This is a genomic window from Nostoc sp. (assembly GCF_036919895.1).
GTDB lineage: Bacteria > Cyanobacteriota > Cyanobacteriia > Cyanobacteriales > Nostocaceae > Nostoc.
In genome coordinates this window covers 20972-46965 of record NZ_JBALBW010000132.1, presented here as the reverse complement: position 1 = coordinate 46965, position 25994 = coordinate 20972, and the positions used below count along the sequence as shown (strand labels likewise).

Sequence of the window (25994 nt, the reverse complement as noted above, 5' to 3'; positions counted from 1 at the left end):
ATCTCCTATTCAGTATCTAAGTCTGTAAAATGCCATACATCACTTTCCAGATGTTCGTTACTGACTGTACCTTGCCAATTGCTTTCAATAAAATTTTGCAATGTAGCAAGTTCAGCCGGACTCGGTTGAACTGGTATAAAGGCACGGTAGCCAACTATAGCAGCGACTAATCCAGCAGCGAGAGCAGACAAAACTAACCTCAACCTTGAATAGTGGCGTAAGGGTGGCAAAGGGCAAACTTTCACCTGTTGTAAAATTTGTTGTTCTAAATCAGGTGAAGCTGGCGGAACTTCTGGGCGATGTTGGCACAGAAAATTAATTAGGTCAGAATCATCATCGGGTGGCTGAGTCATAGCTGCACTCCTTGGTTTTGGAGAAATTGACGCATCGCAGCACGAGCATGGAATAGACGTGATTTGACCGTTCCCAAGGGAATATTTAGGATTTGTGCTACCTCTTTTTGAGGTACTTCTTCCAAATCATGCAAAACCAATATCGTGCGATGGTCAAAACTTAGGTTTGCTAGTCCCCGTTGCACAAGGTCTTGATAATGCAGATTCATTAACTCTGGGGCTTCCTGTTGGGTAGGAGTTTTTTCACTCAGAATCTGTAATTGAGTCCGCCTTTTAACATCTGCCTGTCGCTGGTCGCTAGCCACATTCCAAGCAATTCGGTACAGCCAGGTGGAAAATTTTGCTGTTTGGCGGAACTTGGGCAATCCTTTCCAGGCTTGCAAAAACACTTCCTGCACCACATCATCCAGGCTGGCAGGAGTACAAAGTTTATAGAGGATTGACCTCACTCTTTGCTGATGGCGACGGTAAAGCTGACCGTAGCTTTGGGTATCACCCCGCAGGCACTGCTCTACTAAATAACTGTCAGATTCGCTTTCTGATTCACCAATCAATTGATTTGCTTTTGAAACCTTGGCTGGCACAACTAACACCTGAGGCATTCTCCTCTATCCGTTTCGTTGCTTGTATTTATTAGACCGGATGAATGGAAAAAAGGTTCAAATAGGTTAGAAGTTTGGACATAGGCAAAAATTGCTCAAAATGAATTCTCTCAAAGAGCTAAAACGGATAATTTCTGAATATATATAGAAGTACAATCCAGAACAACACCACACAACGAGCAATTAAGAATACGATCGGTATTATTTGGAAGTGTCTCCCCTAATTGAACCTTTTCTGAAAGTAAAAAGTCTAAAGCTATAGATTTCTGGTTCAATCAAAGGTATGTCTTTATGAACATGAAAAGAATTCTTTCATCTTGTTTGTTAGGCGTTTTGCTAACTTCGAGTGTTTTAGCAGAGCGTGCATCTGCTCAAGTAGAAGTAATTTTGGGAAACAATCACCAACATGAGTGGCGCAAACGAGAACAAAGTAGGCTAGTATTACTACGTAGAGAGCGTGAAGAGCGTGAGCGCCGTGAATGGCTACGTAGAGAACATGAGAAACGGGAGTGGCGCTCTAGACATGAGTATGACTATCGATAATCAATCACTCTCAGTTAAGAGATTAGCACTTAATACACTAGCTTGATAAAGAGTAGAAGGGAGGCAGTAACTTCCCTTCTTTTATGGCATTACAGGAAAAACCTTTTGTTCCCAAATCATCGAAAGCAATGATAGTCACTTGACGAATTAATTCTCTCCAACTGGCATCGCTAATGTAACGCATCTCAAATCTGAAGTAGTGCCTTAGCCTGTGGCATAACATACCCTACATGTATTTCAAAAATAAAATCTGAGTCCTATAGGAGTTAAAAATTAATATCTATTAGCCTAATAAGTGGCACGATTACAGCCAAAATATACTTTAATTAAAATCATATTAAAGTATATACTTATACTCTTGCCATTTATGTCATCGCCCCTTGAGCGCCCGCTAAAATTTGAAATCAGACTGCCAGACTCCCATCCTCAGTTACTAGAAGGACTAGATATATGGCTGCGTTTAGATTTGATATCCGATACCCAAGTCAAGGAGCTATGTCGAGAGTTTTTGGTGTGTACGGTGGTGTTGCAACCCCAGTCTGAAGCTAAAACAAAGGTAGTTTTTACAACTCCCGATCCCGTGCAGCAGTTGCCTGTAGCAGCTTTACAATCTAGTAGTCGCAGACAAACGCAACAAAAATCAACTGAACCCAACTTTCTCAGCAGAATATTGCAGTCCTTGGGGGCAGAATTGAGTGTCCGGTGGCTGCTTTTTTTAGGGGTATTCCTGGTAGTAGTATCCTCTGGGGTACTGGCTGCGAGTCAGTGGGCAAAGTTTCCTGCTTCTGGACAGTATGGAGTTTTATTTGCTTATACTCTGAGTTTTTGGGGGTTAAGCTTCTGGGCAACTAGGCAAAACAACCTGAGATTGACGGCTCAAACTTTACTGATTGCCACTCTTTTGTTAGTTCCAGTGAACTTTTGGGCAATGGATAGCTTTAAGTTGTGGCAAAATCCTGTGGATTGGATTGTAGTTGCGATCGCTTGGCCTACCCTCACAGCTATAACTGTTTTACTCTCCAAAAATCGGACTATTTTTCCCAATTTACGTACCGGCAAATTACCTTTAGCCAATATTCTAGGGCTGAGTTATCTGCATTGGGGTTGGCAATTAAGAGGATTTCCCTTAATTGCCATTTATGTGGCAACGATCGGTACAACCATCATTAGCATTTATCACAATCTTTACCAACGTCAAGGAGATAGAAGCGATCGCCGACGGTTAAGTATTAACTCACCTGCCTCTGTGATTATTTATGCTCTAATAGTGCTGCTAGTGCGGGCGATTTTTGTTGCTGGGGTAGATGTAACGCAATTAGGTTTAGCGATCGGCATTTGTGGCTGGCTAGTCACTTGGTTAGCACAGGAGAAGGGAGTGAACAGGGAGCAGGGAGCAGGGGGAGCAGAGGATGTAACTGTAATATTTTCCCCATCTCCCCCATTCCCATCGTCTCTCTTCCTCGGGGAAAAACTTGGTGGTATTCTACTCTTCTTGGGTTGGCTGGTTTCGGTAATAAATTATCCTTGGCAAGCCATAGCTGTCAGTGGTTTGGGTTTATGGTTTCTGGGAAGTTGCTTGCGGCGGTACAGTTTAAGGCTTGATTTCGCTGCGGTTTTCGTCATCGGCTTACAGACAGTTTGGCTAGGTTGGCGATTAGTACCTGATAGCTTACAGAAATTAGCGATCGCAACTGGCACTCAACTCACCAATTCTCAAAATCAACCCTCGGCTTTGCTGGGTGTAGCTTTATTTCCCTACATAATTTTGATGGTAGCGCTTACAGATAGCCTACATCGCACCCAAAAGCGAGAATTAGCTAAGTTTGGCGAACTACTCACCCTCTTACTTGGAGCTTTCTTAACAACGATCGCCATAGCAAATCCCGCATTGCGATCGCTAAATCTGTTATTTTCCACCATCACTCTGGCATTCGTCACTCAACGCCGCTCCTCCTCATCCCTTCCCCTGGTATATCTAACTCACATCATGGGAGTGCTGACATTTTGCTCTACTATTAATTGGCTGGCACCAAACCTGAGTCAACAAGTCTGGGCAAGTATTTTATTAGCTTTGATGGTTGCAGAATGGCGATTTAGCGTAGAAGAAGGACTATGGCAACGTAGTGCATGGGATGTGGGTTTAGGATTAGCCGCCGCTAGTTTTTTCCTATTGTGGATGAAGGCAGAATTATCTTGGCATGGTATGGCTGATAGCCGAGCTTATTTGGGAGCCTTATGGCTAGTTACGCCCATAGCTCTCACGGGTGTTGCCAATTGCACAATTATCGAGCGGCGGACTACTACCCGTTACTTGAGTGTCTTAGCTGTGGGAGTTGCCCAGCTACTAACTTTACAGCTACCAGGAATTAGATTAATTGGTTTGGCAGTAGGTGCGGGACTGATGTTCGCAAATACACGCTATTTGCGAAACCAAATATCTGCGGTAATTACAGAAGGATTTGCTCTGAGTTTCATAGTAGCACTGCTGTGGACTGGTGTACCTGGTTTACCTCGCCTCGCGCTAGGAGGTTGGTTTGTCGTTGGAGCGATCGCAACTCTAATTCTATGGTTAGCGCGGACAGCTTTGAAGCGAGGCGGTAACGAACTAGGAGTTATCTATGCAGCCGCCAGTGATAAATGGGCGATCGCATTGTGTGGTTTTGAGTTGTTTAGTTTGACGCTGCACTCAGTGCTGATTTACTCAGGGTTTATTACTTCAGGATCTTTGTACTTAGCTGCCACTGCAATCACCTTGGTAGCTATTGTTTATCGCAGTTGGCGACAACCGACAAATTGGGCGTTTTATGGTATCGGTTGGTCTTTGGAATTATTGACTGCCGAGGTGTTGGGATTTGGAGAACGCTCAACTGTTAAAATTGCGATCGCAAACATCGCTTTAGGTTTAATTGCTCAACTTATCGGCGAGTGGTGGCGACGACGATATCAATTAGAAAAGCTTCCTAGCAGCCTCCACATTTTGCCCTTAATTTATGGTGCATTCAGCGTATTGCTGCGTTTGAACACCTTCACCGAGTGGACTGGTTTGTATTCCTTGGGTGTAGCTTTTATTATCATTGGCGTGGGGCGACGGCGCGAGAACTTTAAACCCCTGCTGTACTTAGGAATTATTGGCGTATCCATTTCTACCTACGAACTTTTGTTCTATCAAATGTCACAAGCTTCAGGAGGAGCATTAGGTGATGGATTAATTGCCATGTCTGCCCTTGGTACCAGTATCATGTATGCTTACCGCATATTGTCGCCAAGGCTAGTCAGCTACTTACGCCTAACTCTCCAAGAACTAAAAGGAATCGCCCATATTCATTGGGTTTGGAGTAGCTGCTTATTAATGGCTGCTATTCCTCTTCCCATTGGAGTTAACCGTTTGGTGGGATTAGCAACAGGAGTATTTTTGATTCGTTATGCCATCTTTCAGGGACGAAATTCGCGCCCTTCCCCCAATATCTGGGGAGGAATCACAATAGGCGAAATGTGGGTTTACCTTGGCTTATTAGAGGTAGCCGGCATGAGAGTTTATTGGCGGGAGACAGCAGTCGGAAAATTTTGGGCTGGGCCGTTAGTTCCTTGGAATGGTGCGATCGCTTGTGTGGTAGCCTATTTTCTGTACATCCTACCTTGGGAAAGCTGGGGTTGGTCTAAAAAACCTTGGCAGCAAGCCGCCTACATCATTCCACTGATAATTTTATGGGAAACCAGACTGCAAACTTACCCCATTACTTTAATACTCGCAGCTGGATTTTACATTTTCCTGGCAAAGATAGGTGAAAACATCCGTTTTACCTATATTAGTGTGGCGTTGATTGATTGGGCGCTTTCCCGTTGGTTTGATTCCTTACGCCTGACTGATATTTTATGGTATGTAACACCAATTGGGTTATCACTGCTTTATATTGCTCAAGTAGATACCCAACTGAAGCTACCAGAGTACAAACCATCTCGCCATATTCTAAGATTGCTAGGTAGTGGTTTAATTTGTGGGTGGGCAATTTTATTTAATCAAAATACAGCCTGGATACCTGGAATTTTCAGCCTCATCGCTATTTTTGCCGGATTAGCTTTGCGAGTGCGGGCTTTTCTCTACATTGGTACAGCCACTTTTTTAATCACTACAATCTATCAATCGGTAATTTTCAGCTTGCAGTACTCCTTTTTAAAATGGATTGTTGGCTTGCTAGTTGGTATTTTGCTGATTTACATCGCCGCCAACTTTGAAACCCGTCGCACTCAAATAACTACCTTAATTCGTAGCGCCATTGATGAATTTCAATCATGGCAATAAAAGAGTAATAAATAGATAAAGAGGAGTCTAAATATCTATGGAAAGACGTAAAATTGGACGTTCCGAGCTAGAAGTATCACCATTATGTTTTGGTGGCAACGTATTTGGCTGGACGATTAATGAAGATACTTCATTTCAGATTTTAGACCACTTTATTGCGGCTGGAGGTAATTTTATTGACACTGCTGATGTCTATTCTATGTGGGTTCCTGGGAATCAGGGTGGAGAATCTGAGATAATTATAGGAAAATGGCTTAAGCAACGTGGGAACCGCGAGCGAGTAGTGATTGCAACTAAAGTTGGTAATGAGTTAGGTACTAAAGGTAAAGGGCTTTCTCGCAAATATATTCAACAAGCTGTTGAAGACTCATTACAAAGATTACAAACCGATTATGTTGATTTATATCAATCACATATCGATGATGAAAGCACTCCCCTTGAAGAAACTCTTGAAACATATAAAGAATTAATTAGTCAGGGAAAAGTGCGTGTAATTGGCGCTTCAAATTATAGTGCATCCCGTCTAGCAGAGGCATTGAAAATCAGCCAGCAGCATGGATATCCTCGCTACGAGAGCCTTCAGCCCCGTTATAACTTGTATTCTCGATCCGAGTATGAGCAGGATTTACAACTTCTTAGCCAAGAACAGGGAATTGGTGTGATTAGCTATTCCTCCCTTGCTAGTGGCTTTCTCTCTGGTAAATATCGCTCAGAACAAAATTTGTCTATTAGCGCCCGTGGTAATTCTGTCAAGAAATATTTAAATGCTCGTGGTTTCCAAATTCTAAAGGCGGTTGATGAAGTAGCAAAAACTTATAATTCTACTCCCACCCAAGTTTCCTTAGCATGGCTGATTGCGCGTCCTACTATTACTGCTCCTATTGTCAGTGCAACTAACATTGAGCAACTTAACGATATCATTAAAGCGATCGATCTCAAACTCGACCCAGATGCGATCGCCCTTCTAAATCAAGCCAGTTCTTAGAACAGTTGGCGCTTTAGCGCTAAAGCGCCAACTACAAATAGTCCCTAGCATGGCTTATTGACGACAATTATCGCAATGTCCGCAACGCCAGTTAGCTGCGTCTTTGTCAAAACCAAAGGCGTTTAACAAAAATTGCCAACGACACTGCTTTGTAGTCAAATATTGATGCATTTGTTTAGCAGCGTGTAATTGCATCGGTGGCTGAGTTCCCGCTTTTTGAGCAATGGTGTAATGGAAAGGATCAAGCCAGTTTAACTGTCCATTGCTGTGAAGTAAAGCCAGCGCCGTAGCACCATCAGGAAATTGTCGGGTTACTGCATTCACTTCTCCCTGTTTTGGTAATTTTTTCACAAGTTGCTGCGCTATTTGTTGTTGCGATCGCATTTGCTCTTGAAAAAACTCCTGTCTTTGCTTATCCTCTGGATCTAACCAGCCCGTAGGTTCACTCACCAATGTTAACGCTTCTGCCGGTTTCCCATCCCTTCCAGCCCGGCCAATTTCTTGCACATATTCAGATAGCAGATGTGGCGCGTGAAAATGGGCAACCCACCGGACATTACTTTTATTAATCCCCATCCCAAACGCACAAGTACACACCACAAAGGGAATTTTACCACTTAACCAACTTGCTTCCACTGCCCGGCGTTCTGTTGCACCTAATCCCGCATGATAACTAGCTGTAGCATAACCCATATCTGCTAACCATTCAGCTAAATCCTCACTATCTCTCCTAGTGCGAACATAAACTAATCCTGATTCTTGTGGTCTATTTTGAATAAACTTTAATAATTGTTGTTTTCTACCTCGTGGTGTCCAAGCAATCCGAACACTAGGATGCAAATTAGAACGGTAAGGATTCAAGCGAAAAATCTCTGGTTGCTGTAATTGTAAAACTGTTTGAATAATCTTTTGGGCTAAAGGATCAGCAGTCGCAGTAAAAGCGGCGATGCTAATTTTTGTTCCTGGTGGTTTTGATTTTAGCAATGCCGGACGCACCGCCCCTAATCTGCGATAAGCTGGGCGAAAAGTATCACCCCACTGCACTAAACAATGAGCTTCATCTAAAATTAAGCCATTAATTTGCAATTGTGGCTGACATAATCTTTCCCACACTGGCGCACTTAGCAAAGTTTCTGGCGATAAATAAAGTAATCTTAGCTGTTGACGTTCTAAAGCTTGCAGAGTTGCACGGTGTTGAGATGAAGATAATTCACTATGTAAAAGTGCCGCTTTTTGGTTACTTTCTCGTAGTTCCTGAACTTGATTTTCCATCAACGCTACCAAGGGCGAAACTACCAAAGTTAATCCTGTTTGTAGTAGTGCGGGAAGTTGAAAACAAATCGACTTACCACCACCTGTGGGCATAATAATCAGCGCATCTTTTTGTGCTAATAAACTGCTAACAATTTCTCCCTGTGGCGGACGGAAATCTTCATAACCCCAGATTTGTTTGAAAGCAGCGAGAACTTCTTGCCAAGATTTTGTTGTAGGCTGATTCATAATCAATGGTAAATACACCCATATCATTTAATGCTGAATATAGCCTTTGTTATCTAGTTAATGGTTCAGTAATTTCATCATTTGACACTACAAACTACTGACCGCAAGAATGAATTATAATTTCTCAACCTATTAAATAAAAGATGTAGCCAGATGAATGAAGAATTAAAACATCAATTTTACATCAACACCGATAAATCTAAATTAGATATTCAAATGATTCATGATTTTTTACAAACTTCCTATTGGGCTGAAAATATCCCGTTAGCTACTGTGGAAAAGTCAATCAACAATTCTTTATGTTTTGGACTTTATGAACATAATCAACAAGTTTGCTTTGCAAGAGTTATCACTGATTATGCAACTTCTGCGTTGTTAAAAGATGTTTTTATTCTGGAGCCTTATCGAGGACAGGGTTTAGGAAAATGGTTTGTAGAATACATTTTAGAATATCCAGAATTACAAGACGTTCAAAGGTGGATGTTAGGTACAAAAGATGCTCATGGACTTTGTCGCCGTTATGGTTTTAAAAATTTGACCGAGCCGGAAAAAATTATGATGCGTTTAAATCATAATTGCGATCGAGCTTAAGCAATGCCTAGTGGTCTGTCAAGCTAACTTTGAAGCGTAAAAGAACGAACCGCAGAGGCACAGAGAACACAGGTTTACTCGGCAAAGTTGGTCTGACAGATTACTAGGTTAGGCAAACCAGTGCGATCGCTAACCCGCATTGACAGTTAGATTACAATCTAGGTATAGTTTCTCTGACTGGAGTTGTTCATCGGGTGGTTCAATCCGATTCAATGACAAAGCACACCAGACAAGTATTACTCAGCGCCCTCAAGGTAGTTGTCTTATGCCTGACACTATTCCTACTATGGACAAGCAATAGTTGGGCACAAATCATTACTGACAGCAAAATTGCTCCCCTAATTGAGAAGCTAATAGATAACGATGGCCACATCCGTACCATTGCCGCAGATGCATTAGTTAATATGGGTTCTTCAGCAGTGCCATCTCTGATTGAGGCTTTAAAAAATCAGGATAGTAATCTTCGTTGGCACGCTGCTTCGGTTTTAGGGGATTTGGGTGCAGAAGCAGCACCAGCTGTCCCGGCTTTGAGTGCGGCATTGCAGGATGAGGATGGACAAGTCCGCCTGTACGCCACCTTAGCTTTAGGAAATATTGGTACAGCAGCAAAAGCAGCAGTTCCATCCTTGATGGCGGCATTACAAGACAAGGAGCAATACGTTCGTATTTATGTTCCTTCTGCACTTAGGAAAATTGGTGTAGAAGCGAAAGTAGCTGTTCCAGTCTTAACTACTGCCTTAAAAGATAATAACCCCACAGTACGTTATAATGCCGCCTACGCTCTGGGTGCAATGGGTACAGAAGCAGTATCGGCTGTCCCGAATTTAATTATCTTGTTGAATGATAACCTTTCTTACGTGCGTTTAGGTGCCGTCAAAGGTTTGGGAGGAATAGCAGCAGGTTTTCAGGATAAAGCAAATGCTTTACCTAGCTCAAAGTTGCAGAAAGTTATCTTAGATTTTGAACAGGTATTGACAAAAATACAAGAATACAAAGATAAATTCACAGAAACCGACATTAGGCTGATCCGTCGCCCTCTGAATGCCCTGAAAGCAGAAAAAGAAACTCGCCTCTTTGATAGATTTCTGGAATCGCTATTTAAGCATAAATTACTCTTAGGAATTGCCGCCTACACGATTTTATTGCCTTCTCTATGGTTAATTCTCTTGCGGGTAGCGCCTTTATGGTTGTTGAAAATTAACAACGCGCTCAAACCTTACACAGATTTTTCTCTCCCATTTATCAGTGTCAATGTACCTCTGCGATATGTGCTATTTGTTGGCTGGTTTCATTACCATCCCAGAGTATTAGATGCGTGGGTAGCTAAATACATCAAATCAGCCCGCGAACAATTTCCCAAAAAGGATACAGTTAGCAGTCGCGCCTGTTACATTCCAATTCCGGTTGTTCTAGATGGTGCAACAGTTCCGCAACTTTCTTTTGACAATTTGCGCTCAACTTTCGATAAACAACGTAGCTGCCTAGTAATCAACGGGGAAGGGGGTGTAGGTAAAACCACTGTAGCTTGTCAAATAGCTGGCTGGGCAATGGCAGAAGCTGAAAACACAAGACTCTGCAAACATTTGATGTTACCAGTGCTGTTGGAAGAAGAATTTCGAGTAACTGAAGGGAAGTTGCCGCTTTTATCAGCCATCAGAGGACAGTTGCAAGCTTTAATTGATGAACCAGAGCCAATTTGTCAAGAATTATTGTTACGTTTGTTAAGAAAGAAACGCATTCTAGTGATTATAGACCGTTTCTCAGAAATGAATGCCACTACACGAGAAGCAATTGAACCGGAGTCGCCAGAGTTTCCGGTGAATGCACTGGTGATTACTTCCCGAATTGACGAAAAGCTGGGGCGGATTAATAAGACAATAATTAAACCTTTGCGGATTGAGGCTAATAAACTATCATCCTTTATGGAAGCTTATCTGATGCAGCGAGGTAAACGCGATCGCTTTACCGATCAAGAATTTTTTGACGCTTGTAATCGCCTTTCTCTGATGGTAGGTCAAAATAATATCACTGTTTTGCTAGCTAAACTCTATGCTGAACAGTTAATCGCCAGTAGAGAGGTTGCATCTAATATTTCTGCGCTACCAGAGAATATTCCTAATTTGATGCTGGGTTATCTCAATGAACTCAATCGGGATGTTACAGACGAGCAATTTGACGATCGCACTGTTCATCAAAATGCTAAAGCGATCGCCTGGGAATGCTTGCAGCAAAGTTATCAACCAGCAACCGCCAAGCGTGGAGATGCTATTGTTGCATTAGCAAATTTGGGTATTGATGATCCAGAAACCGACCTTGATTATTTAGAAAAGCGCCTACACCTGATTCAAACTATCGGTTCTGCTAAAGATAGAATTCGTTTTTGTCTTGACCCTTTAGCTGAGTATCTTGCAGGTTGGTATTTAATCGAATTGTATGGCAATAACGATGGTAAATGGCGATCGCATTTTTTCAAAAAGGCAGATGAGTTAGTCAAAACAGGCAGACAAGATGCCATCAAAGGCTTGTTGTTGGCAGTGCGAGATTGCTACTTATCTGAGGTTCAAGGTAGCAAAGAAACTGACTTTGTACCCCAAAAGTTGGGTAAACTGGCTGGGTTTACACCTTCAGTCAATATACCAGCGACTACTGTGCAAACACCAATACCATGAACGGCATTTTTCGATTTATTAAAATTTATCCGCATCCCCTTTTATTACAGACTTTCGATGATTATAATCACTCGATCGGTACTCCCTGCTGTTTACTAAGAGCGCCGATCGAGCGTGTTATTCGATAGACTACAACTAAATGAAAATTAGTGATTCTTCTGATTTTGAGAATGAAAAGGACAACCACCTGCCGTTAGTTTCTGAAGAAAGACACTATTATCAAAATAATGCTCTAAAGATTCAATCTTTAAGTCATCAGTCACGCGAGCAATACTAACTCCTACAATTTCTATTGTTTCACCTGTGGGTGCATAGTCTTTATAGGAACCATTAAATGTTCCCCAATGTCGCCACTTAAAGGTTACATTAGGTGGCCCCGAAAGGATCTCTGTTAATTCCCAAAGGAAGCCATTAGGAAAGGCTGTATGAAAAACTTGAAATGAAGATTCAAAGGTTTCTGTTTCAGAGCTATACTGCTCACTTTCACCCAAAAACAAGTTATAAGTACCTTCAGCTGCAACATCTTGAGCAGTGAATTGTTGTCCCCCATTGGTACTCATTTTAAACTTATCAGTAACAATCGAAAGCCACTGTTGAGGATTAGATTTATTAGAAGCTTCCATCTCAAAATTTCGGACTAAGTTTTGGGCGATCGCTTCCAAAGAACCTTCAGGATGCTGAAATTTACTCTCTTGATGAAGAAATTCATTGGTGTATGAATAATCCGGGCGTTTTCCTTCTCGCCACTGTACTTCTTCATCATGAGCAATAACTATATCTCTATCTTGTACCCAGAGTGGCAATTCTGTTGTTTTTTCGCTACTCATACAAGTTGACTGATTATAAACATCGTTTCCCAGAATAAAGTTTTATGCATATAAGGTAAATCAAAAAATACAAAAAAGTAAAAAATATTTATAATAAACTTGACTTTTTGCACAAATCTGAATACACGCAAAAAGAACCACAGATATTTATCGGTATGTATCTGTGGTTCGATTTAACAAATTTTGACTTATGCAATATGTCTAATGCAGTTTTACATCTAACTGAAAATCAGAAAAAAGGTGCTTTTATACTTTCTGTGCAGTTGCTTTCTCTGGCTTTTGTTGAGTTTGCAAGGCTGCATACAACCTATTCAGCGCATTTACATAAGCTTGCGCGGATGCCACAATAATATCTGTGTTCGCTGCATGGCCAGAAAATACTTTAGATTCATAACGCAAGCGAATCGTCACTTCACCAATGGCATCAATACCGGCTGTTACTGACTGCACAGAAAACTCAATCAACTCGTTGGGTACATTCACCACTCGGTTGATGGCTTTGTAAACTGCATCCACTGGCCCAGTACCGATCGCAGCATCGGTTAATTCTTCACCTTCTGGGGTACGCAGAGTAACTGTAGCAGTAGGGCGGGCGTTGCTACCACAGGAAACTTGCACCAATTCTACTCGGAACAAATCGGGTGCTTGTTGAATTTCATCGTTAACGATCGCTTCCAAATCCCAATCAGAAATATCTTTCTTTTTATCTGCTACTTCTTTGAATCTAACGAAGGCTTTATTTAACTCAGTATCCGACAGTTCAAAGCCCAATTCTTTTAAGCGGGTGCGGAAAGCATTTCTCCCGGAATGTTTGCCCAAAACGATTTGATTGTCTGACAAGCCAATCAATTGGGCATCCATAATTTCGTAGGTGAGCTTGTTTTTTAACACCCCATCTTGGTGAATCCCAGACTCATGGGCAAAGGCATTGGCCCCTACAATCGCTTTATTTGGTTGTACCAACATTCCCGTCAAATTGGAAACTAAGCGTGAGGTTTTGTAAATTTGCCGGGTGTCGATATTTGTCAGGGATTCTTGAGATTCTTCTGGTCTACCGAGATAAGGGTTAAAATATTGTCGCCGGACGTGTAGCGCCATCACCAACTCTTCTAATGAGGCATTGCCGGCGCGTTCGCCAATACCATTAATTGTACATTCTAGTTGCCGTGCGCCATTTTTTACGGCTTCTAAGAAGTTAGCAACTGCCAAGCCTAAATCATTGTGGCCGTGAACGGAAATAATCGCTTGGTCGATGTTGGGGACATTTTCGATAATGCCCTTAATCATTGCTCCAAATTCGCTTGGGGTGGTGTAACCTACGGTATCGGGAATGTTAACTGTTGTTGCACCAGCTGCGATCGCTCGCTCTAAAACTTGATACAGAAATTCTGGATCGGTACGGGCCGCATCCATTGGCGAAAATTCGATATCTGTCATGAAGGACTTAGCATAAGCTACCATTTCTTCAGCGATCGCTAGCACTTCTGCCCGTGACTTCCGCAACTGATACTCTAAATGAATATCAGAAGTCGAAATAAATGTGTGAATTCTGCCCTTTACAGCTGGTTTTAATGCTTCTGCGGCCGCTTCAATATCTGCTTTAATGGCTCTTGCCAAACTGCAAATTACTGGGCCATTTTCTGTCCCGACAATTTGGGCAATCTTACTGACTGCTTCAAAATCTCCCGGACTAGCAAAGGCAAATCCTGCCTCAATTATATCCACACCCAGACGCGCCAGTTGTTTGGCAATAACTAGCTTTTCGTCTATATTCAGAGTCGCTCCCGGACACTGCTCTCCATCTCGCAGTGTAGTATCAAAAATGATGATTCGATCGGTTTTGTTTGTCATTTGCCGTTTGTTTGTTAGTTTTTACTTGTGGCTCAATATATCTTCAACCTTAGTTTTTCTTTTACTCTTACCTTTGTAAATAATTGCTAAGGCTATTAACCTTCGGTTTTTTCTATTTGATCTCTGATATCATTTAAATCTATATATCTATCAGTAGCGTTCCGTAGTTCTCTAGCAATCATTCCTTCTGTTGACACTACCGTAATATGTGTATTTTTCGATCGTAATAGTTCAATTGCTCTTTCAAAATCCCCGTCGCCACTGAATAATACTACTCGGTCATACTGGTCTACTGTATTAAACATATCTACAACAATTTCAATATCTAAATTAGCTTTTTGCGAGTAACGACCGGACGTATCATCATAATATTCTTTAAGGATTTTAGTTCGGACTGTATATCCTAGACTAATTAGAGCATCTCTAAAACCTCGTTGATCCTGTGGGTCTTTTAAGCCAGTGTACCAGAAGGCATTAATTAATGTTGTTTCTGATTGCTCATGTTTAAAGTATTCTAAGACTCGTCGCGGGTCAAAAAACCACCCATTTTTTTGTTGTGCATAGAACATATTGTTTCCGTCTACAAAAATAGACAGACGATTCATTGGAGAACCCATACAAATTTACACCTAATAATATAAATGAATTTAGATGGAACAATAGATTATAGCAATTTTCAAATGCCTTGTTTGCTAATATCTATAAACTAGCTCTTCATCATATAGCTTTTATCTTACCTCTTTCAAGGCATAAAAATGGATGCAATATTGGAGTTGAGATCCTGGGTGCTAAACCTTATTCACCTCCAGCACTGCAAGAGCTACCCTGCGATCGAAATCTACCAATAAAATTGAACCAATAACAGCATTCATTGCTGTATAACACTAAAGTTTACTCCTAAAGAGGTATAGCATAGGCTTAAAGTAAAATATAAGTTGATGCCTATCTATAAAGTGAAGCTGTCAGTATCAGGACAAGCTTTGTGGTGAGTACCAATATTGCGCCAAAGACAGAAGACGGACTTGGACAGCTTATGGTAAAACACTCGGTTAGGAGCATACCTGTTGGTTAGGTTACGGTAAAATCTTGCCGCAACCAATTGCAGAGTCGGATCTACTTCGACTCCGATCTATGAGACAATCACTAGTTGTAACTCACTTAACAGAAAAATAATAAGTTAAGTAGTACCTGAGTAGGAATCTCTAGGGGGCTAGCTCTGCTAATAAAAGTTTGTCGATCGATAGAAGATACTTTACAAATGTATAAAATTGTCATTTAAGTCTTATTTCAATGTGCTTGCACTAAAACGTGGTCTGAATAAATAAAAGTGTTGGACTTAAATCAATCAGTAACACAATATGGCAGAAGAACCTACATCTACCTTAACTAAAAACTATGTCTCTGCTGCCAATAGACATTCAAGCAAACCGACAAAAGTAACCTCGACAGCATCGGCTCGCCAGTCTAGGTGGATGATGCGCTTAGGCCATCTCCTCGCTGGGGCTTGGGTAATGGGTGCAGCATTGCTGAGTGCTTCTGATGGAGAATTGGTTCAATTGATGGAAAATAAGGCGCTTTCTGGCTTTTTTCAACTGCGCGGGCCGATTGTACCTCCAGAAGACATTGTAATTTTAGCAATAGACGATCAGTCAATATCAGTTCCCGAACAGTACTATAAAACAAATCCCAAACAGTATGCCTACCTAGAAACACTGAAATCTTATCCTTATAAACGTGCTGCTTATGCCCAGATAATTACAAAATTAATCAAAGCAGGTGTCCGCTCTGTTGCAGTAGACGTAATATTTGACACTCCTAGTAGCTATGGAGCTACTGACGATCGCCAACTTCATACAGTATTGCAAAAATATGGCAGTAAAATTACTTTAGCAGCCGTCTACGAAAATTCCCAGACACGCCAAGGGTCTTTTACACAACTGATAGACCCACAACAGATGTTTCGTACAGGGTCAGTGTCTATTGGCTCAGTTAATTTCCCCTTAGAAGCTGATGGTAAAGTTCATCGATTGGCAAGTGAGTTTTCTAAGTCGTTGGCTGAAGATAATTTGATCGAGAAGCTACCCTCTTTTGATGAAGCAGCACTCAGGATAACAGAAGTAAATTATCCCCGACCAAAGGGCGATCGCATTTATTTTTGGGGACCTGCGGGGACATTTGAGCAAATACCCTTTTGGCACGTCCTCGACCCGGAAAACTGGAACACCTATTTGCAGCAGGGAAAGGTCTTCAAAGACAAAATAGTGCTAATAGGTGCAACAGATAAATTAAATAATGATTATTATCCAGTAGCTGCTAGCAACAGTGCCAAACCCATGTCAGGCGTGGAAATTCACGCCAATGCGATCGCAAGTTTGATGACAGGGAAAGCGATCGCTCCAGGAATTAACACACCACCATTGCGGGGTTTGTTTGTGCTAATTCTAGTTGGCAGTACAGCCTTGATGATTAGCAGACGCAAGCGTAGTATCAATAGATTTCTATATAGCCTCGCCCTGTCTAGCACTTGGGTAGCAATTAGTTATGGGTTATTTATCTATGGTCGGTTAATTTTCCCTACCATAGTACCAATGATTGCGATCGCGATGACCGGATTTTCCTACCTGGGAACCTCATTAGTCAGAGAAAATATTAGGAAACGCCAATTAGTAGATATTTTTCAGAAGTATAAAACTTCCCCCGTTGTCCAAGAGATTATCAGTCAACAAGATGACTTGCAAGACCTAATCCAGCAACGAGATTTAGCCTTGTCAGGGAAAGTTCTGGCTCGACGCTACAAAATTGTCAAAGTTCTCGGTTCCGGTGGATTCAGCGAAACATACATTGCTGAAGATACTCAACGTCCTGGAAATCCGCAATGTGTTCTCAAGCAACTAAAACCAGCCAGCACCAAACCAGAAGCCCTGCAACTTGCCAGACGGTTATTTCACTCAGAGGCGCAAACTCTAGAAAAATTGGGAACACACGATCAAATCCCTCAACTTTTGGCTTATTTTGAAGAAGATGAGGAATTTTATCTAGTGCAAGAACAGATAATTGGTCATCCTTTAAATCAGGAATTACCACCAGGTAGAGCAATTGATGAAATTGCCACGATCAAAATTGTCAGGGACTTATTGCAAACATTAACATTTATTCATAAAAATAACGTGATTCACCGGGATATTAAGCCCAGTAATATCATCCGGCGACACTCAGACGGAAAACTTGTATTGATTGACTTTGGAGCCGTCAAAGAAGTCAGCATCAAACAGCTTGATGCACAAGAGCAAACCCCCTTTACCATTGGCATTGGGACTCAGGGTTACTCACCAAGCGAACAATGTTTTGGCCGTCCCCACTACAGTAGCGATATCTATGCAGTGGGTATGCTTGGGATTAAAGCCTTAACTGGCATAGCGCCCCGTGAGCTAGGTAGAGATGGTTATGGAGAGATCAAATGGAGCGATGTCTACAACGGTAAACTACGCTCTAAATTGAGCAATTCCCTAGCTAAGATTCTCAGTAAAATGGTGTTGGATGACTTCAAACAGCGATATCAGTCTGCATCAGAAGCTCTAGAGGATCTGGAAGCTTGTGACGATGTTATAAATTCCCAAAGCAAATACCCCATGCTACGGGATGACTCATTAACCAATACCTTAGAGCAAGTAAACGCTCCCACAAAATCTTGCTCAGAATCATCCTCAGAAACTCCTTGAGAAGGACGCGGTTGAATTTGATGATTTACAAGGAATAGCGATCGCTCGAACATTGCTAAGTTATATTACATATTTTGTAAAAAGCATCTTGGCTAGTTTTACAAGAAGTAAACGTTTGCGATCGCACTTTTGGATAGCAACAATCCTATAGATTCTTTGTTTGCAGATGATTATGGAGAATCAAGAAAAATTTGCATCTCCTGTGCATCCCGTGTCATGCCCAAGTGCTTAAAACTATTAATCACTGTAGTAGACAACTGCTGGGCTTTCTCTGCACTTCCCCACTTTTTCTGCCAACGGGCATGAGAACGTTGATAGCGAGCTAAACGCCGTTTATTTTTGCTGCTTTCAGCTACAGTTAAACCTTGTGTTAACAACTTTTGAGCTTCATCGCGATCGCCTTGTTCAATTGCAATATCAGCCAGCCAATTTTGAGCAGAATTGATCACCCGATGCCAACTAATTTTTTCTGCACTTTTCATCACTTCTTGAAAGAGCTTCTTTGCTAAAAGATATTCACCTTCTAAATAAAAAATTTCAGCCTGATGATAAAGAACAGGAATAAAATAGCGGATGTGCTGTCGCTCCTCTAGATTCGCCTCGATCACCAATTTTTCTTCTACCATTAGCCAGTGGCTGGCATCTTGATAATCTTTCTGTCTAATTTGCAGCCTAGCCATACTCTCAGCTAAGTCAGCCTGAACGCATAAATCTGCATGTTCACGCAAAATCCACGCCCTCTGCAAAATTTCGTCTGCTTCTTTCAGACTCACACAAGAACATTCCCGAATTAGTAGCCAGCTTTTGCAGACGATAAATTTCACTAAAGATGACCATTCACCACGTCGTTCTGATTGTTCTATGAGCCATTGCAACCAGTCGAGTCGATCGTCCCAATATGCATAGAGATCCATGTAGTGATTCAACAGTAGCCATAAATCCCTAACTGCTTCATAGTGTTCTTGGTCTTCACACCAATGAAGTACTGCCCGCAGATTTCCTTCTTCTGCTTCTAACTTATTGTAATGTATCCACTTTTCCCAATCTTCTCCGGCATAATTGTGGGCAAAATCAAGATACCATTTCACCCAGCGCCTTCGTGCTTCCTTCTCAAAATCTGGGTAAGCAGCTAATTCTGCTAAGGCATATTCACGAGTTAGAGAGAGCATCTCAAACCGCTTAGTCTCTGGGTTAAGATTCACCAATGAAAGTTGTTGCAAACGTGCCAAGCCATTATTTACAGCATCAGGAGCGGCTGTTAATCCAGCAACCTCAGCTACAGCAGCGAGTATGGGAGAGTTAGGAAAAATCGCCAGTGACATCAGTAACTTCTGGGGTGGTTGTTCCTTAATTACTTGGACTGATTCCTCAAAGCAAAAACGAGCTACATCACCTGTAGCCGAAATTAATCGATCCAATACTGAGTTTAAAGAGTAGCCACTGGATACTTGACCGATGGCATAAACAATAGCAAGAGGGATTCCGCCAGTGCGATCGTAGAGTAGCTTGGAATCCTCATTATTGAGAGTTATACCTTTTTCTTCAGCTTGTTGTCCAATCAATTGCAAACCATCATCAAGAGGTAAATTTCGCAAACGAATGGGCAGTAAGGCAATTTGTTCACGGGTAGTAATTACTACTTTAATGCAAATGGGCAGATTATATAAAAACTCAATAACCTCATCCCTGTCTTCTATAGTCTCCATATTATCCACAATCAACAATGTTCTCCGTTTCGAGAGAATTTGGCGTACACGATCGAATTGGTCATTGGGAGGAGATTGGATAATTGTCGGGTCGTCTAAAGCATTGGCAATTTCCCGAAAGATATCGCGCAGGTTACGCTGTCCCTGTTGCCGCCGAACTATACTATTGGTGGGAACAAGTTCTTGTTGTTTGGCTGAAGTAAAAATAATCGCATCAAACCGAGGTGCCTCAGAAGAGTTTTCGTTACTGGCTTTTAAGCACAGGTAAGCAGCTGCTAACACCAGCGCCGTTTTACCTACGCCACCAATACCATGCACCGTGATCATGTGAGCGCCATGTTCCGGCGAAAGGCGTTCCAGTAGCTTTTTCATATCGGCTTCCCGACCGATAAATTCTGTATAGGTTGGTGATGGCAGATTGTGGGGGATAGAGGCGCTTTCGGTACAAGATGCAGCAACACCTCTGCGATACCCATGTCTCTCTAGAATGTAAATAAGGTTGCTTGACCTGACGCTGTTATCTGGTTCTCCTGTCAAGCTTTCAATATCTCGATAGATATTGCTCAATCCCACTCTCACAGCAGTGTGAGTCATGTACAAGTCCTGACTTATCTTAGTTAGGCTATACCCGCACAGCAATCCAAGTAACAAATTTGTCTTGGTACTTTGTCTGTAACGTTTTTGAATTTTAGACTCCAAGTCAGTCAGTAAGCGATCTATCTCCCAGTCGTGTAAAAACTTTCCATACCAAGTTTTAGACAGATTTCTACCTTTTGATTGACCTGACATAAAATATTATCCTATCAAGAAGTGATAGATTTAAAATTATTAATGTTTTAAAGAATAAAAAGTTGACATCTAAGCTAACATTTTTATTATAAAAAAATTCCAAAAACATCATAGGTAAAATTTGTTGATATTCTTACATAATACTTCTTGCAGAGTGTTGCTAATACTCCGCAAGAAGTATCTAGTCTAGAATTGTACTTTTTCTATGGGTAGATTGATTTTGAACAGAGCAATTTACAGTTGATTGCTGGCTATTCGCAACAGTGAATCCACCTCCAAATGAAACTCCCGCTGTCAAAATAACAGCAAACAACGTTTCTGATAGACGAAAAGTAAAAGTAATCCCTGAGTGAGAGTTCTTGTTTTGCTCTTGGTTTTGTGACATACTAAAGCAAGCAGTCCTTGATCTGCTGTAAATAAAGAATATTCCTGGTGAGCGTCGGCAAACGCTCCCAAGGATTAAACATTAAAAGACCCCCAGCATTAACTAAAACACTGGGGGTTTTTGCTGTTATGTCAACAATACAATGAACATTAACACTGAGTCAATACTTTTGAATACAGCTGCGGCATTATAATTATTTAGTATTTATCCTACTAAACTGACACAAATAATGTAATTAGCATTGTTAGTATTTTGTTAGTATTTTGTTAGTATTTTGTTAGTATTTTTTGAGAAAGTATCCTGAAACTCATGTATGTAAAGGCTTTAAGCAATAATCAACATTTCTAGCTTTGTATGAGATACTTACTCTAAAGGCAATCGCACCTCTGCGATAACTTAAATCAAAATTAATTAGGGCGGGTGCGGGGATTGAACCCGCTAATCCCCACAATGGTGGAGACGTAACCGATAACCCTAAATTTCTTCGTCCCCGAAAGGCAAGTTGCGAACAAGGATAACCCGCCATGAAATAATGAAGGATAAAGTTTTTCACCCTTTACCCTTCAGTAATATCTATAACTCACCCGTAGCTAGCATCTGAATAATGCGGGGCGTACCTGGGTCAAACCCTGCCAAATCCCAAGACAGCGAATCTTGAGGATCTACCAAAGTAATCTGGTAAGGTGTCAAAGTGACGTACACTGCCTTAACGTTGGGATTTACCTTTTTGCGGTACTCCTTCAGCGCTTGACTTGGATGCTTATTTCCAGCCCAGCTTTCTGAATCAGTCCAAAAGCAGACTACATCAGCTTTGAATTTATTCTTAATCATCCAGTCGTAAGCTACAGATGCATCCGTTCCGCCGAAGTTTTGGTTGCTAGCTTTGCGAACCGCAGAACTAAAACTATCTTTGGCACTGATACCTAAATCACGGAATTCGGTAGAAAAGCCGCGAATCATGTAGTTTTTCTCGGCTTTTGCTGTCACCAGTGCCATTGTGGTGGCAATTTCACAACAACTCAGTCCCATATCTGCAACCAAGCTACCCATAGAAGCAGAAATGTCTACGGCGTGCATGAATACTTTACCTGTGGGTTTGACGACATCAAAAGACAGTTCAACCGCCTTTTCTAAGATGTCCACAATCCGAGGAACTGGATTCCAAGTTTTCTTACTGCGTCCTAATCTTCCACCAGATTCATAAGTTTTGAGTGCTTTCAAAACATCAATCGGATGAATGCGCCCTTTACGCAGATGTTCTCTGCGATTAAGAACTTCTTCCACTCGCAGCAAGTTAGCATTTTCATCGGCTCGTAACACACCCAGTTCAGTTAAAGAACCCAAGTTACGCAGCATTGCACCTATTGGCATTTCTTGAAATAGCAGCTGCCAAGCAAGCTTGTCCATTTTGCCCACCGGTGCAGCCATTTCGTGGGTTAAGTGTCCTTGGGAAATAGCTTCATGGGCTTGGGTAGGATTCCGCTTCAGCCACTCATACCACCAAATTTGTGCCAACGCTTCTGAAGGGATGTCTGCTGGTAATTCTTCCCAGCCTCTAACTACCCACTCAAATAGTTGACGGTGATTTTCTGTCGGCGGTTTTACATGGAACAACCGCAACGCATCTCGGTGGGAGAAGCCTTGACGCTGTTGATATTTCAACAGTTGATAAGCTAAACCCTTGACATCTTCCCTTGAGAGCCAAGTTTTACCAGCTTCCCGCACTACTTTGCCAAATCCCCGCAGAGATTTGGTGTAGTTCAACCATTCGTAAAAGTGGCTACCAGTGCGGACAACTTGCGGGAAGATTTCACCAAAAGCCTGTTTTGCCTGTGGTGCTTCACCCATTGACAGTAGCACCAAAGCTAATATAGGCGCACTGTTGTTGATGGCGCGTCCATCGCTAGCATACAAAATTTCTTCTGCTACACGGCTAGGATTTTCGGCAACAGCTTGTCTTACAACTGTCACAAAATTTTCAGTTAATTCTTGTTTACCAGCGTAGTAAGTGCTTTTTGCTGTGCCAACTAAAAGACAGCGACGCAGCATTTTCCAAATGCCAGCATCAAACATAAAGCCGGCGGAACGTCCCTGAATCATCTCTGCTTCTCGTCCGGGGATAGGTTGATTTTGTGGTGTAGTTGTTTTCTTTTTGGTGAAAAAATTGTAATTCATCGCTTCATCTCCCGGCCCTTACGGGCAAAAATGAAAGGTGGCGGAGCAGGAATCGAACCCACGACATCCGGCTTAAAATGCGATAACCCTAATTCTTCGGCCTTTTCAGGCAAGGTGTGAACAAGGATGTTTTTCGGCGCTCTACCAAACTGAGCTACCCGCCACATGAAAAGTTGGAATTTGGGATGGAATCTAAAATCTAAAATCCAAAATCTAAAATTAATTGGTGTAGCGGAGCAGGAATCGAACCCGCGACCTCTCGAACTTGATTCGATAACCCTAATTCGTCGGCCTTTTCAGGCAAGTGGTGAAAAAGGATGTTTAGCGCTCTACCTCTGAGCTACCCGCCACATGAAAATTTAGGATTTTAAATTCAATCTAAAATCTAAAATTAATTGGTGTAGTGGAGCGGGATTTGAACCCGCGACCTCCCGCTTGGCAGGCGATAACCCTCAATTCGTCGGCCTTTTCAGGCAAGGGGTGAATAAGGATATTTAGGCGCTCTAACCACTGAGCTACCCACCACATATACAGTTATGAATTAAACATTTAAAATTCGTGACTCAGCACTGAATTTGGTGTAACGAAGTAGGATTTTTACCTACACCTCCAGAAGTTTGATTGAGGGTGTTTAAGTTATATACGATAACCCTTGATACGTCGGCCCTTCCGGGCAAGGTGGGCGCTCTGTCATTTGAGCTATCCGCTACTGGCGCAGGTTAACTCTCTAATGAAAGTTGACTTGTATTATTACTGTAGTATATGTATTATCTGTTGTCAAGGAGCTGACGATTTAATTTAGGGAGTTGTTGGTTGAGTTAAAAATCTTCTTTTTTTCGCTGGGAAAAACTTTTGGGCGTAGTTTACCGCCGTAGGCATCGCACACCAATCTTAGATAAGGTAAAGGTATAACAACCACCCAGGAAAGATTTTGCCGGCAAAGTTGCGGCAAATTTGCCGCAACTTTGCCAAAAGATACAAAAAAGTGTCACAATTTTTGCCAAGATATATAATACTATTTCCCAAAATTCACTTGGCAAAAATCAGCATGAGTGAAAAACCCATAGAAGACAACGGCAAGGCTTTTCTCGTTCTACTTTTGCCCATCTCGTTTTTGATTATTTTCCTGGTTGCTACCTGGAGAATTTTACTAGCGCTAATTGTGCTGGTAATTGGCTTCAAGATTTGGCAGGAATATCAATGGCAACAGTGGACTGTGCGAGTTAACCCAATTTTTCATCAGTTGGTTCGAGAAAATCAAGGCAGACTTACGCCAATGGACTTGGCAATCAAGGGCAATTTTACCGGAACAACGGCAAAACGCTATTTGGATGGTAAAGCCTCGGAATTTGGTGCGAGTATAGTCAATTCCGAAGAGGCGGGGCTGTCTTATTACTTTATAACTGCCAGCATTCTCGGCAATATTCTTGACAGTAGTGAGCCTGTCAAAGAGCTTCCGGCTCAACCAGTTACTAAAACTGCGCGATCGCTCTTAGCACCTCTACCAACAACAACACTTGAGGAGGAAGAACCAGAAACCGAATCAATACCGCAGCTAACTCAAACCCATGAGGAAGCTAAACGATCGCTGGAAAAACAATTAATTTTTGGCTCTCTCATTCAATCTGAACTTGCCAAACGGCTAAATGTCTATTCCAGCACGGTTTATAAACGACGGAACGATCCAGAGTTTCCTGAATGGAGTCGCAGTAAAGACCCTGATGGTATTGCCTGGTCATACTCGGAAAAAACTAAGGAGTTTTTCCCACTGGAGGAAGAAGAATCGTAATTCAAAATTAAAAAATATTAATTACTTTTGATTTTTGAATTCTAAGCCCACAGCTTCGTTGATGGAATTTAATCCGCTTTGTTCTAACTTGGAAAGTAAACCTGAAAGAATCTGGCGTACCATCAGTGGGCCTTCATAAATCCAGCCTGTATAAACTTGGATCAAGCTAGCACCAGCAGTAATTTTTTCCCAAGCATCCTCTGGGGAAAAAATTCCACCAACGCCAATAATCGGGATTTGTCCTTGGGTTTGCTGCCAAATAAAACGAATTACCTCAGTGGAGCGATCGCGCAATGGTTCACCGCTAATTCCACCAGCTTCTTCCTTGGGTGATTTGCCAGTTTGGTCAATCACCTGAGTTTTCAGTTCATCACGGCAGATGGTGGTATTGGTGGCGATAATTCCCGCCAGATTGTAGGTTTTAGCTAAAGAAATAATGTCAGCGATCGCAACCCAATCTAAATCTGGCGCTATCTTGACAAAAATGGGTTTATGTGCAGTGTTTTCTTGTTGTAATAGATTCAATATTGCACTGAGCATAGAGGCATCTTGGAGCGATCGCAACCCCGGTGTATTAGGCGAAGAGACATTAACAACAAAATAATCTCCCAAATCCTTGAGTAAGCGAAAACTATCAAGATAATCTTGTGCGGCTTCTTCTAGGGGAGTCACCTTAGATTTCCCCAAATTTATCCCTATGGGTATTAAGTGAGTTGACTCCTGTTTTTCCTGTGTCAAACGTGCCGCCATTGCTGCTGCACCAAGGTTATTAAAGCCCATGCGATTGAGAGCAGCTTTATCCAACGGTAGGCGAAACAAACGGGGACGCGGATTTCCTGGCTGGGCGTGAAAAGTTACAGTTCCTAGTTCTGCAAAACCAAAACCCAGATTAGACCAAATACCAGCAGCGACTCCATCCTTATCGAAGCCAGCTGCTAATCCTACGGGATTTGGGAAGTTTAGCCCAAATAAATTTTGTTCTAAGCGGGAATCGTACAGACATAAAGATTTTTGTAAGCGTTGGTTTGCCCAACTAGCAGGGGTTTGTGATAGCCAGTTAAAACTGCGAATCGTCTGCTGGTGTAGCCACTCTGGGTCTGTTTTTACCAAATTGAACAGAAGTGGACTAATTGCAAATTTATAAATATCCATTAGCTTTGGGGACTGGGGACTAGGGATTGGGCATTGAAAAGAGTTATAGGGGAGAGTG

General features: G+C 41.9%; 17 protein-coding genes and 3 tRNA genes. 7 read left to right on the top strand and 13 right to left on the bottom strand.

Annotation, left to right across the window (positions count from 1 at the left end; all coding sequences use genetic code 11):
• Positions 1-5 precede the first annotated feature (5 nt).
• Complete coding sequence (locus V7K55_RS25480; protein ID WP_334835820.1) at positions 6-353, bottom strand: hypothetical protein; 348 nt, start codon at positions 351-353, stop codon at positions 6-8.
• A complete protein-coding gene (locus V7K55_RS25475; RefSeq protein WP_334835818.1) occupies positions 350-955 on the bottom strand; it encodes a sigma-70 family RNA polymerase sigma factor in 606 nt (201 codons plus the stop codon). Before V7K55_RS25475 ends, V7K55_RS25480 begins: the two co-directional genes overlap by 4 nt.
• 291 nt (positions 956-1246) lie before the next feature.
• Here V7K55_RS25475 and V7K55_RS25470 point away from each other — a divergent pair, with 291 nt between their 5' ends.
• From V7K55_RS25470 to V7K55_RS25460, 3 genes are all read left to right on the top strand, one after another.
• A complete protein-coding gene (locus tag V7K55_RS25470) occupies positions 1247-1498 on the top strand; it encodes a hypothetical protein (protein ID WP_334835816.1) in 252 nt (83 codons plus the stop codon).
• A 367-nt stretch (positions 1499-1865) separates the two neighbouring features.
• Complete coding sequence (locus tag V7K55_RS25465; protein WP_334835813.1) at positions 1866-5798, top strand: DUF2157 domain-containing protein; 3933 nt, start codon at positions 1866-1868, stop codon at positions 5796-5798.
• Between the two features lie 37 nt (positions 5799-5835).
• The gene (locus V7K55_RS25460; RefSeq protein WP_334835811.1) at positions 5836-6783 is read left to right on the top strand and encodes an aldo/keto reductase; all 948 of its coding nucleotides are present in this window, start codon (positions 5836-5838) and stop codon (positions 6781-6783) included.
• Positions 6784-6837: 54 nt separating this feature from the next.
• Here the strand turns inward: V7K55_RS25460 and V7K55_RS25455 are convergent, their stop codons facing one another.
• On the bottom strand, positions 6838-8283 hold the full coding sequence (locus V7K55_RS25455) for a RecQ family ATP-dependent DNA helicase (protein ID WP_334835808.1): 1446 nt from the start codon (positions 8281-8283) through the stop codon (positions 6838-6840).
• Between the two features lie 153 nt (positions 8284-8436).
• Between V7K55_RS25455 and V7K55_RS25450 the strand changes: the two genes are divergently transcribed.
• Together V7K55_RS25450 and V7K55_RS25445 are read left to right on the top strand one after the other, a co-directional pair.
• The gene (locus V7K55_RS25450; RefSeq protein ID WP_334835806.1) at positions 8437-8874 is read left to right on the top strand and encodes a GNAT family N-acetyltransferase; all 438 of its coding nucleotides are present in this window, start codon (positions 8437-8439) and stop codon (positions 8872-8874) included.
• 212 nt (positions 8875-9086) lie between these two features.
• Positions 9087-11543, top strand: a complete 2457-nt coding sequence (locus tag V7K55_RS25445; RefSeq protein ID WP_334835804.1) for a HEAT repeat domain-containing protein — start codon at positions 9087-9089, stop codon at positions 11541-11543.
• Positions 11544-11689: 146 nt separating this feature from the next.
• Here the strand turns inward: V7K55_RS25445 and V7K55_RS25440 are convergent, their stop codons facing one another.
• From V7K55_RS25440 to V7K55_RS25430, 3 genes are all read right to left on the bottom strand, one after another.
• Entirely contained in the window at positions 11690-12370 is a 681-nt protein-coding gene (locus V7K55_RS25440; protein ID WP_334835802.1) for an ester cyclase, read from the bottom strand.
• Positions 12371-12616: 246 nt separating this feature from the next.
• Positions 12617-14221, bottom strand: coding sequence for a 2-isopropylmalate synthase (locus V7K55_RS25435; RefSeq protein WP_334835800.1), 1605 nt, complete (start codon positions 14219-14221; stop codon positions 12617-12619).
• A 95-nt stretch (positions 14222-14316) separates the two neighbouring features.
• Positions 14317-14838 (bottom strand): LabA-like NYN domain-containing protein, encoded by a 522-nt coding sequence (locus V7K55_RS25430; protein ID WP_041565194.1) that lies wholly within the window; start codon positions 14836-14838, stop codon positions 14317-14319.
• Between the two features lie 741 nt (positions 14839-15579).
• Here V7K55_RS25430 and V7K55_RS25425 point away from each other — a divergent pair.
• The gene (locus V7K55_RS25425) at positions 15580-17940 is read left to right on the top strand and encodes a CHASE2 domain-containing serine/threonine-protein kinase (protein ID WP_334835798.1); all 2361 of its coding nucleotides are present in this window, start codon (positions 15580-15582) and stop codon (positions 17938-17940) included.
• 170 nt (positions 17941-18110) lie between these two features.
• On the opposite strand, the gene V7K55_RS25420 is transcribed toward V7K55_RS25425, so the two are convergent.
• The 6 genes from V7K55_RS25420 to V7K55_RS25395 all read right to left on the bottom strand — a co-directional run bounded on the left by V7K55_RS25420 (position 18111) and on the right by V7K55_RS25395 (position 23521).
• On the bottom strand, positions 18111-20435 hold the full coding sequence (locus tag V7K55_RS25420; protein WP_334835795.1) for an NB-ARC domain-containing protein: 2325 nt from the start codon (positions 20433-20435) through the stop codon (positions 18111-18113).
• Between the two features lie 692 nt (positions 20436-21127).
• Positions 21128-21373, bottom strand: a complete 246-nt coding sequence (locus tag V7K55_RS25415) for a hypothetical protein (RefSeq protein WP_334835793.1) — start codon at positions 21371-21373, stop codon at positions 21128-21130.
• A 20-nt stretch (positions 21374-21393) separates the two neighbouring features.
• A complete protein-coding gene (locus V7K55_RS25410; protein ID WP_334835790.1) occupies positions 21394-22995 on the bottom strand; it encodes a TROVE domain-containing protein in 1602 nt (533 codons plus the stop codon).
• 37 nt (positions 22996-23032) lie between these two features.
• Positions 23033-23159, bottom strand: a tRNA-OTHER gene (locus V7K55_RS25405).
• Between the two features lie 60 nt (positions 23160-23219).
• Positions 23220-23346: transfer RNA gene (locus tag V7K55_RS25400), tRNA-OTHER, on the bottom strand.
• A gap of 45 nt (positions 23347-23391) precedes the next feature.
• Positions 23392-23521: transfer RNA gene (locus tag V7K55_RS25395), tRNA-OTHER, on the bottom strand.
• A gap of 522 nt (positions 23522-24043) precedes the next feature.
• On the opposite strand from V7K55_RS25395, the gene V7K55_RS25390 reads away from it, so the two are divergent.
• Entirely contained in the window at positions 24044-24784 is a 741-nt protein-coding gene (locus V7K55_RS25390; protein ID WP_334835788.1) for a hypothetical protein, read from the top strand.
• A 21-nt stretch (positions 24785-24805) separates the two neighbouring features.
• On the opposite strand, the gene V7K55_RS25385 is transcribed toward V7K55_RS25390, so the two are convergent.
• Positions 24806-25936, bottom strand: a complete 1131-nt coding sequence (locus V7K55_RS25385) for a quinone-dependent dihydroorotate dehydrogenase (protein WP_334835786.1) — start codon at positions 25934-25936, stop codon at positions 24806-24808.
• Between the last annotated feature and the right edge of the window lie 58 nt (positions 25937-25994).

What these genes read in the sequence shown, in the direction of transcription:
- V7K55_RS25475 (WP_334835818.1), bottom strand. Translation starts at nt 955, where the DNA reads ATGCCTCAGGTGTTAGTTGTGCCAGCCAAGGTTTCAAAAGCAAATCAA.
- V7K55_RS25465 (WP_334835813.1), top strand. Translation starts at nt 1,866, where the DNA reads ATGTCATCGCCCCTTGAGCGCCCGCTAAAATTTGAAATCAGACTGCCA.
- V7K55_RS25420 (WP_334835795.1), bottom strand. Translation starts at nt 20,435, where the DNA reads ATGTCAGGTCAATCAAAAGGTAGAAATCTGTCTAAAACTTGGTATGGA.
- V7K55_RS25440 (WP_334835802.1), bottom strand. Translation starts at nt 12,370, where the DNA reads ATGAGTAGCGAAAAAACAACAGAATTGCCACTCTGGGTACAAGATAGA.
- V7K55_RS25450 (WP_334835806.1), top strand. Translation starts at nt 8,437, where the DNA reads ATGAATGAAGAATTAAAACATCAATTTTACATCAACACCGATAAATCT.
- V7K55_RS25410 (WP_334835790.1), bottom strand. Translation starts at nt 22,995, where the DNA reads ATGAATTACAATTTTTTCACCAAAAAGAAAACAACTACACCACAAAAT.
- V7K55_RS25390 (WP_334835788.1), top strand. Translation starts at nt 24,044, where the DNA reads ATGAGTGAAAAACCCATAGAAGACAACGGCAAGGCTTTTCTCGTTCTA.
- V7K55_RS25430 (WP_041565194.1), bottom strand. Translation starts at nt 14,838, where the DNA reads ATGGGTTCTCCAATGAATCGTCTGTCTATTTTTGTAGACGGAAACAAT.
- V7K55_RS25425 (WP_334835798.1), top strand. Translation starts at nt 15,580, where the DNA reads ATGGCAGAAGAACCTACATCTACCTTAACTAAAAACTATGTCTCTGCT.
- V7K55_RS25445 (WP_334835804.1), top strand. Translation starts at nt 9,087, where the DNA reads ATGACAAAGCACACCAGACAAGTATTACTCAGCGCCCTCAAGGTAGTT.
- V7K55_RS25480 (WP_334835820.1), bottom strand. Translation starts at nt 353, where the DNA reads ATGACTCAGCCACCCGATGATGATTCTGACCTAATTAATTTTCTGTGC.
- V7K55_RS25455 (WP_334835808.1), bottom strand. Translation starts at nt 8,283, where the DNA reads ATGAATCAGCCTACAACAAAATCTTGGCAAGAAGTTCTCGCTGCTTTC.
- V7K55_RS25470 (WP_334835816.1), top strand. Translation starts at nt 1,247, where the DNA reads ATGAACATGAAAAGAATTCTTTCATCTTGTTTGTTAGGCGTTTTGCTA.
- V7K55_RS25460 (WP_334835811.1), top strand. Translation starts at nt 5,836, where the DNA reads ATGGAAAGACGTAAAATTGGACGTTCCGAGCTAGAAGTATCACCATTA.
- V7K55_RS25385 (WP_334835786.1), bottom strand. Translation starts at nt 25,936, where the DNA reads ATGGATATTTATAAATTTGCAATTAGTCCACTTCTGTTCAATTTGGTA.
- V7K55_RS25435 (WP_334835800.1), bottom strand. Translation starts at nt 14,221, where the DNA reads ATGACAAACAAAACCGATCGAATCATCATTTTTGATACTACACTGCGA.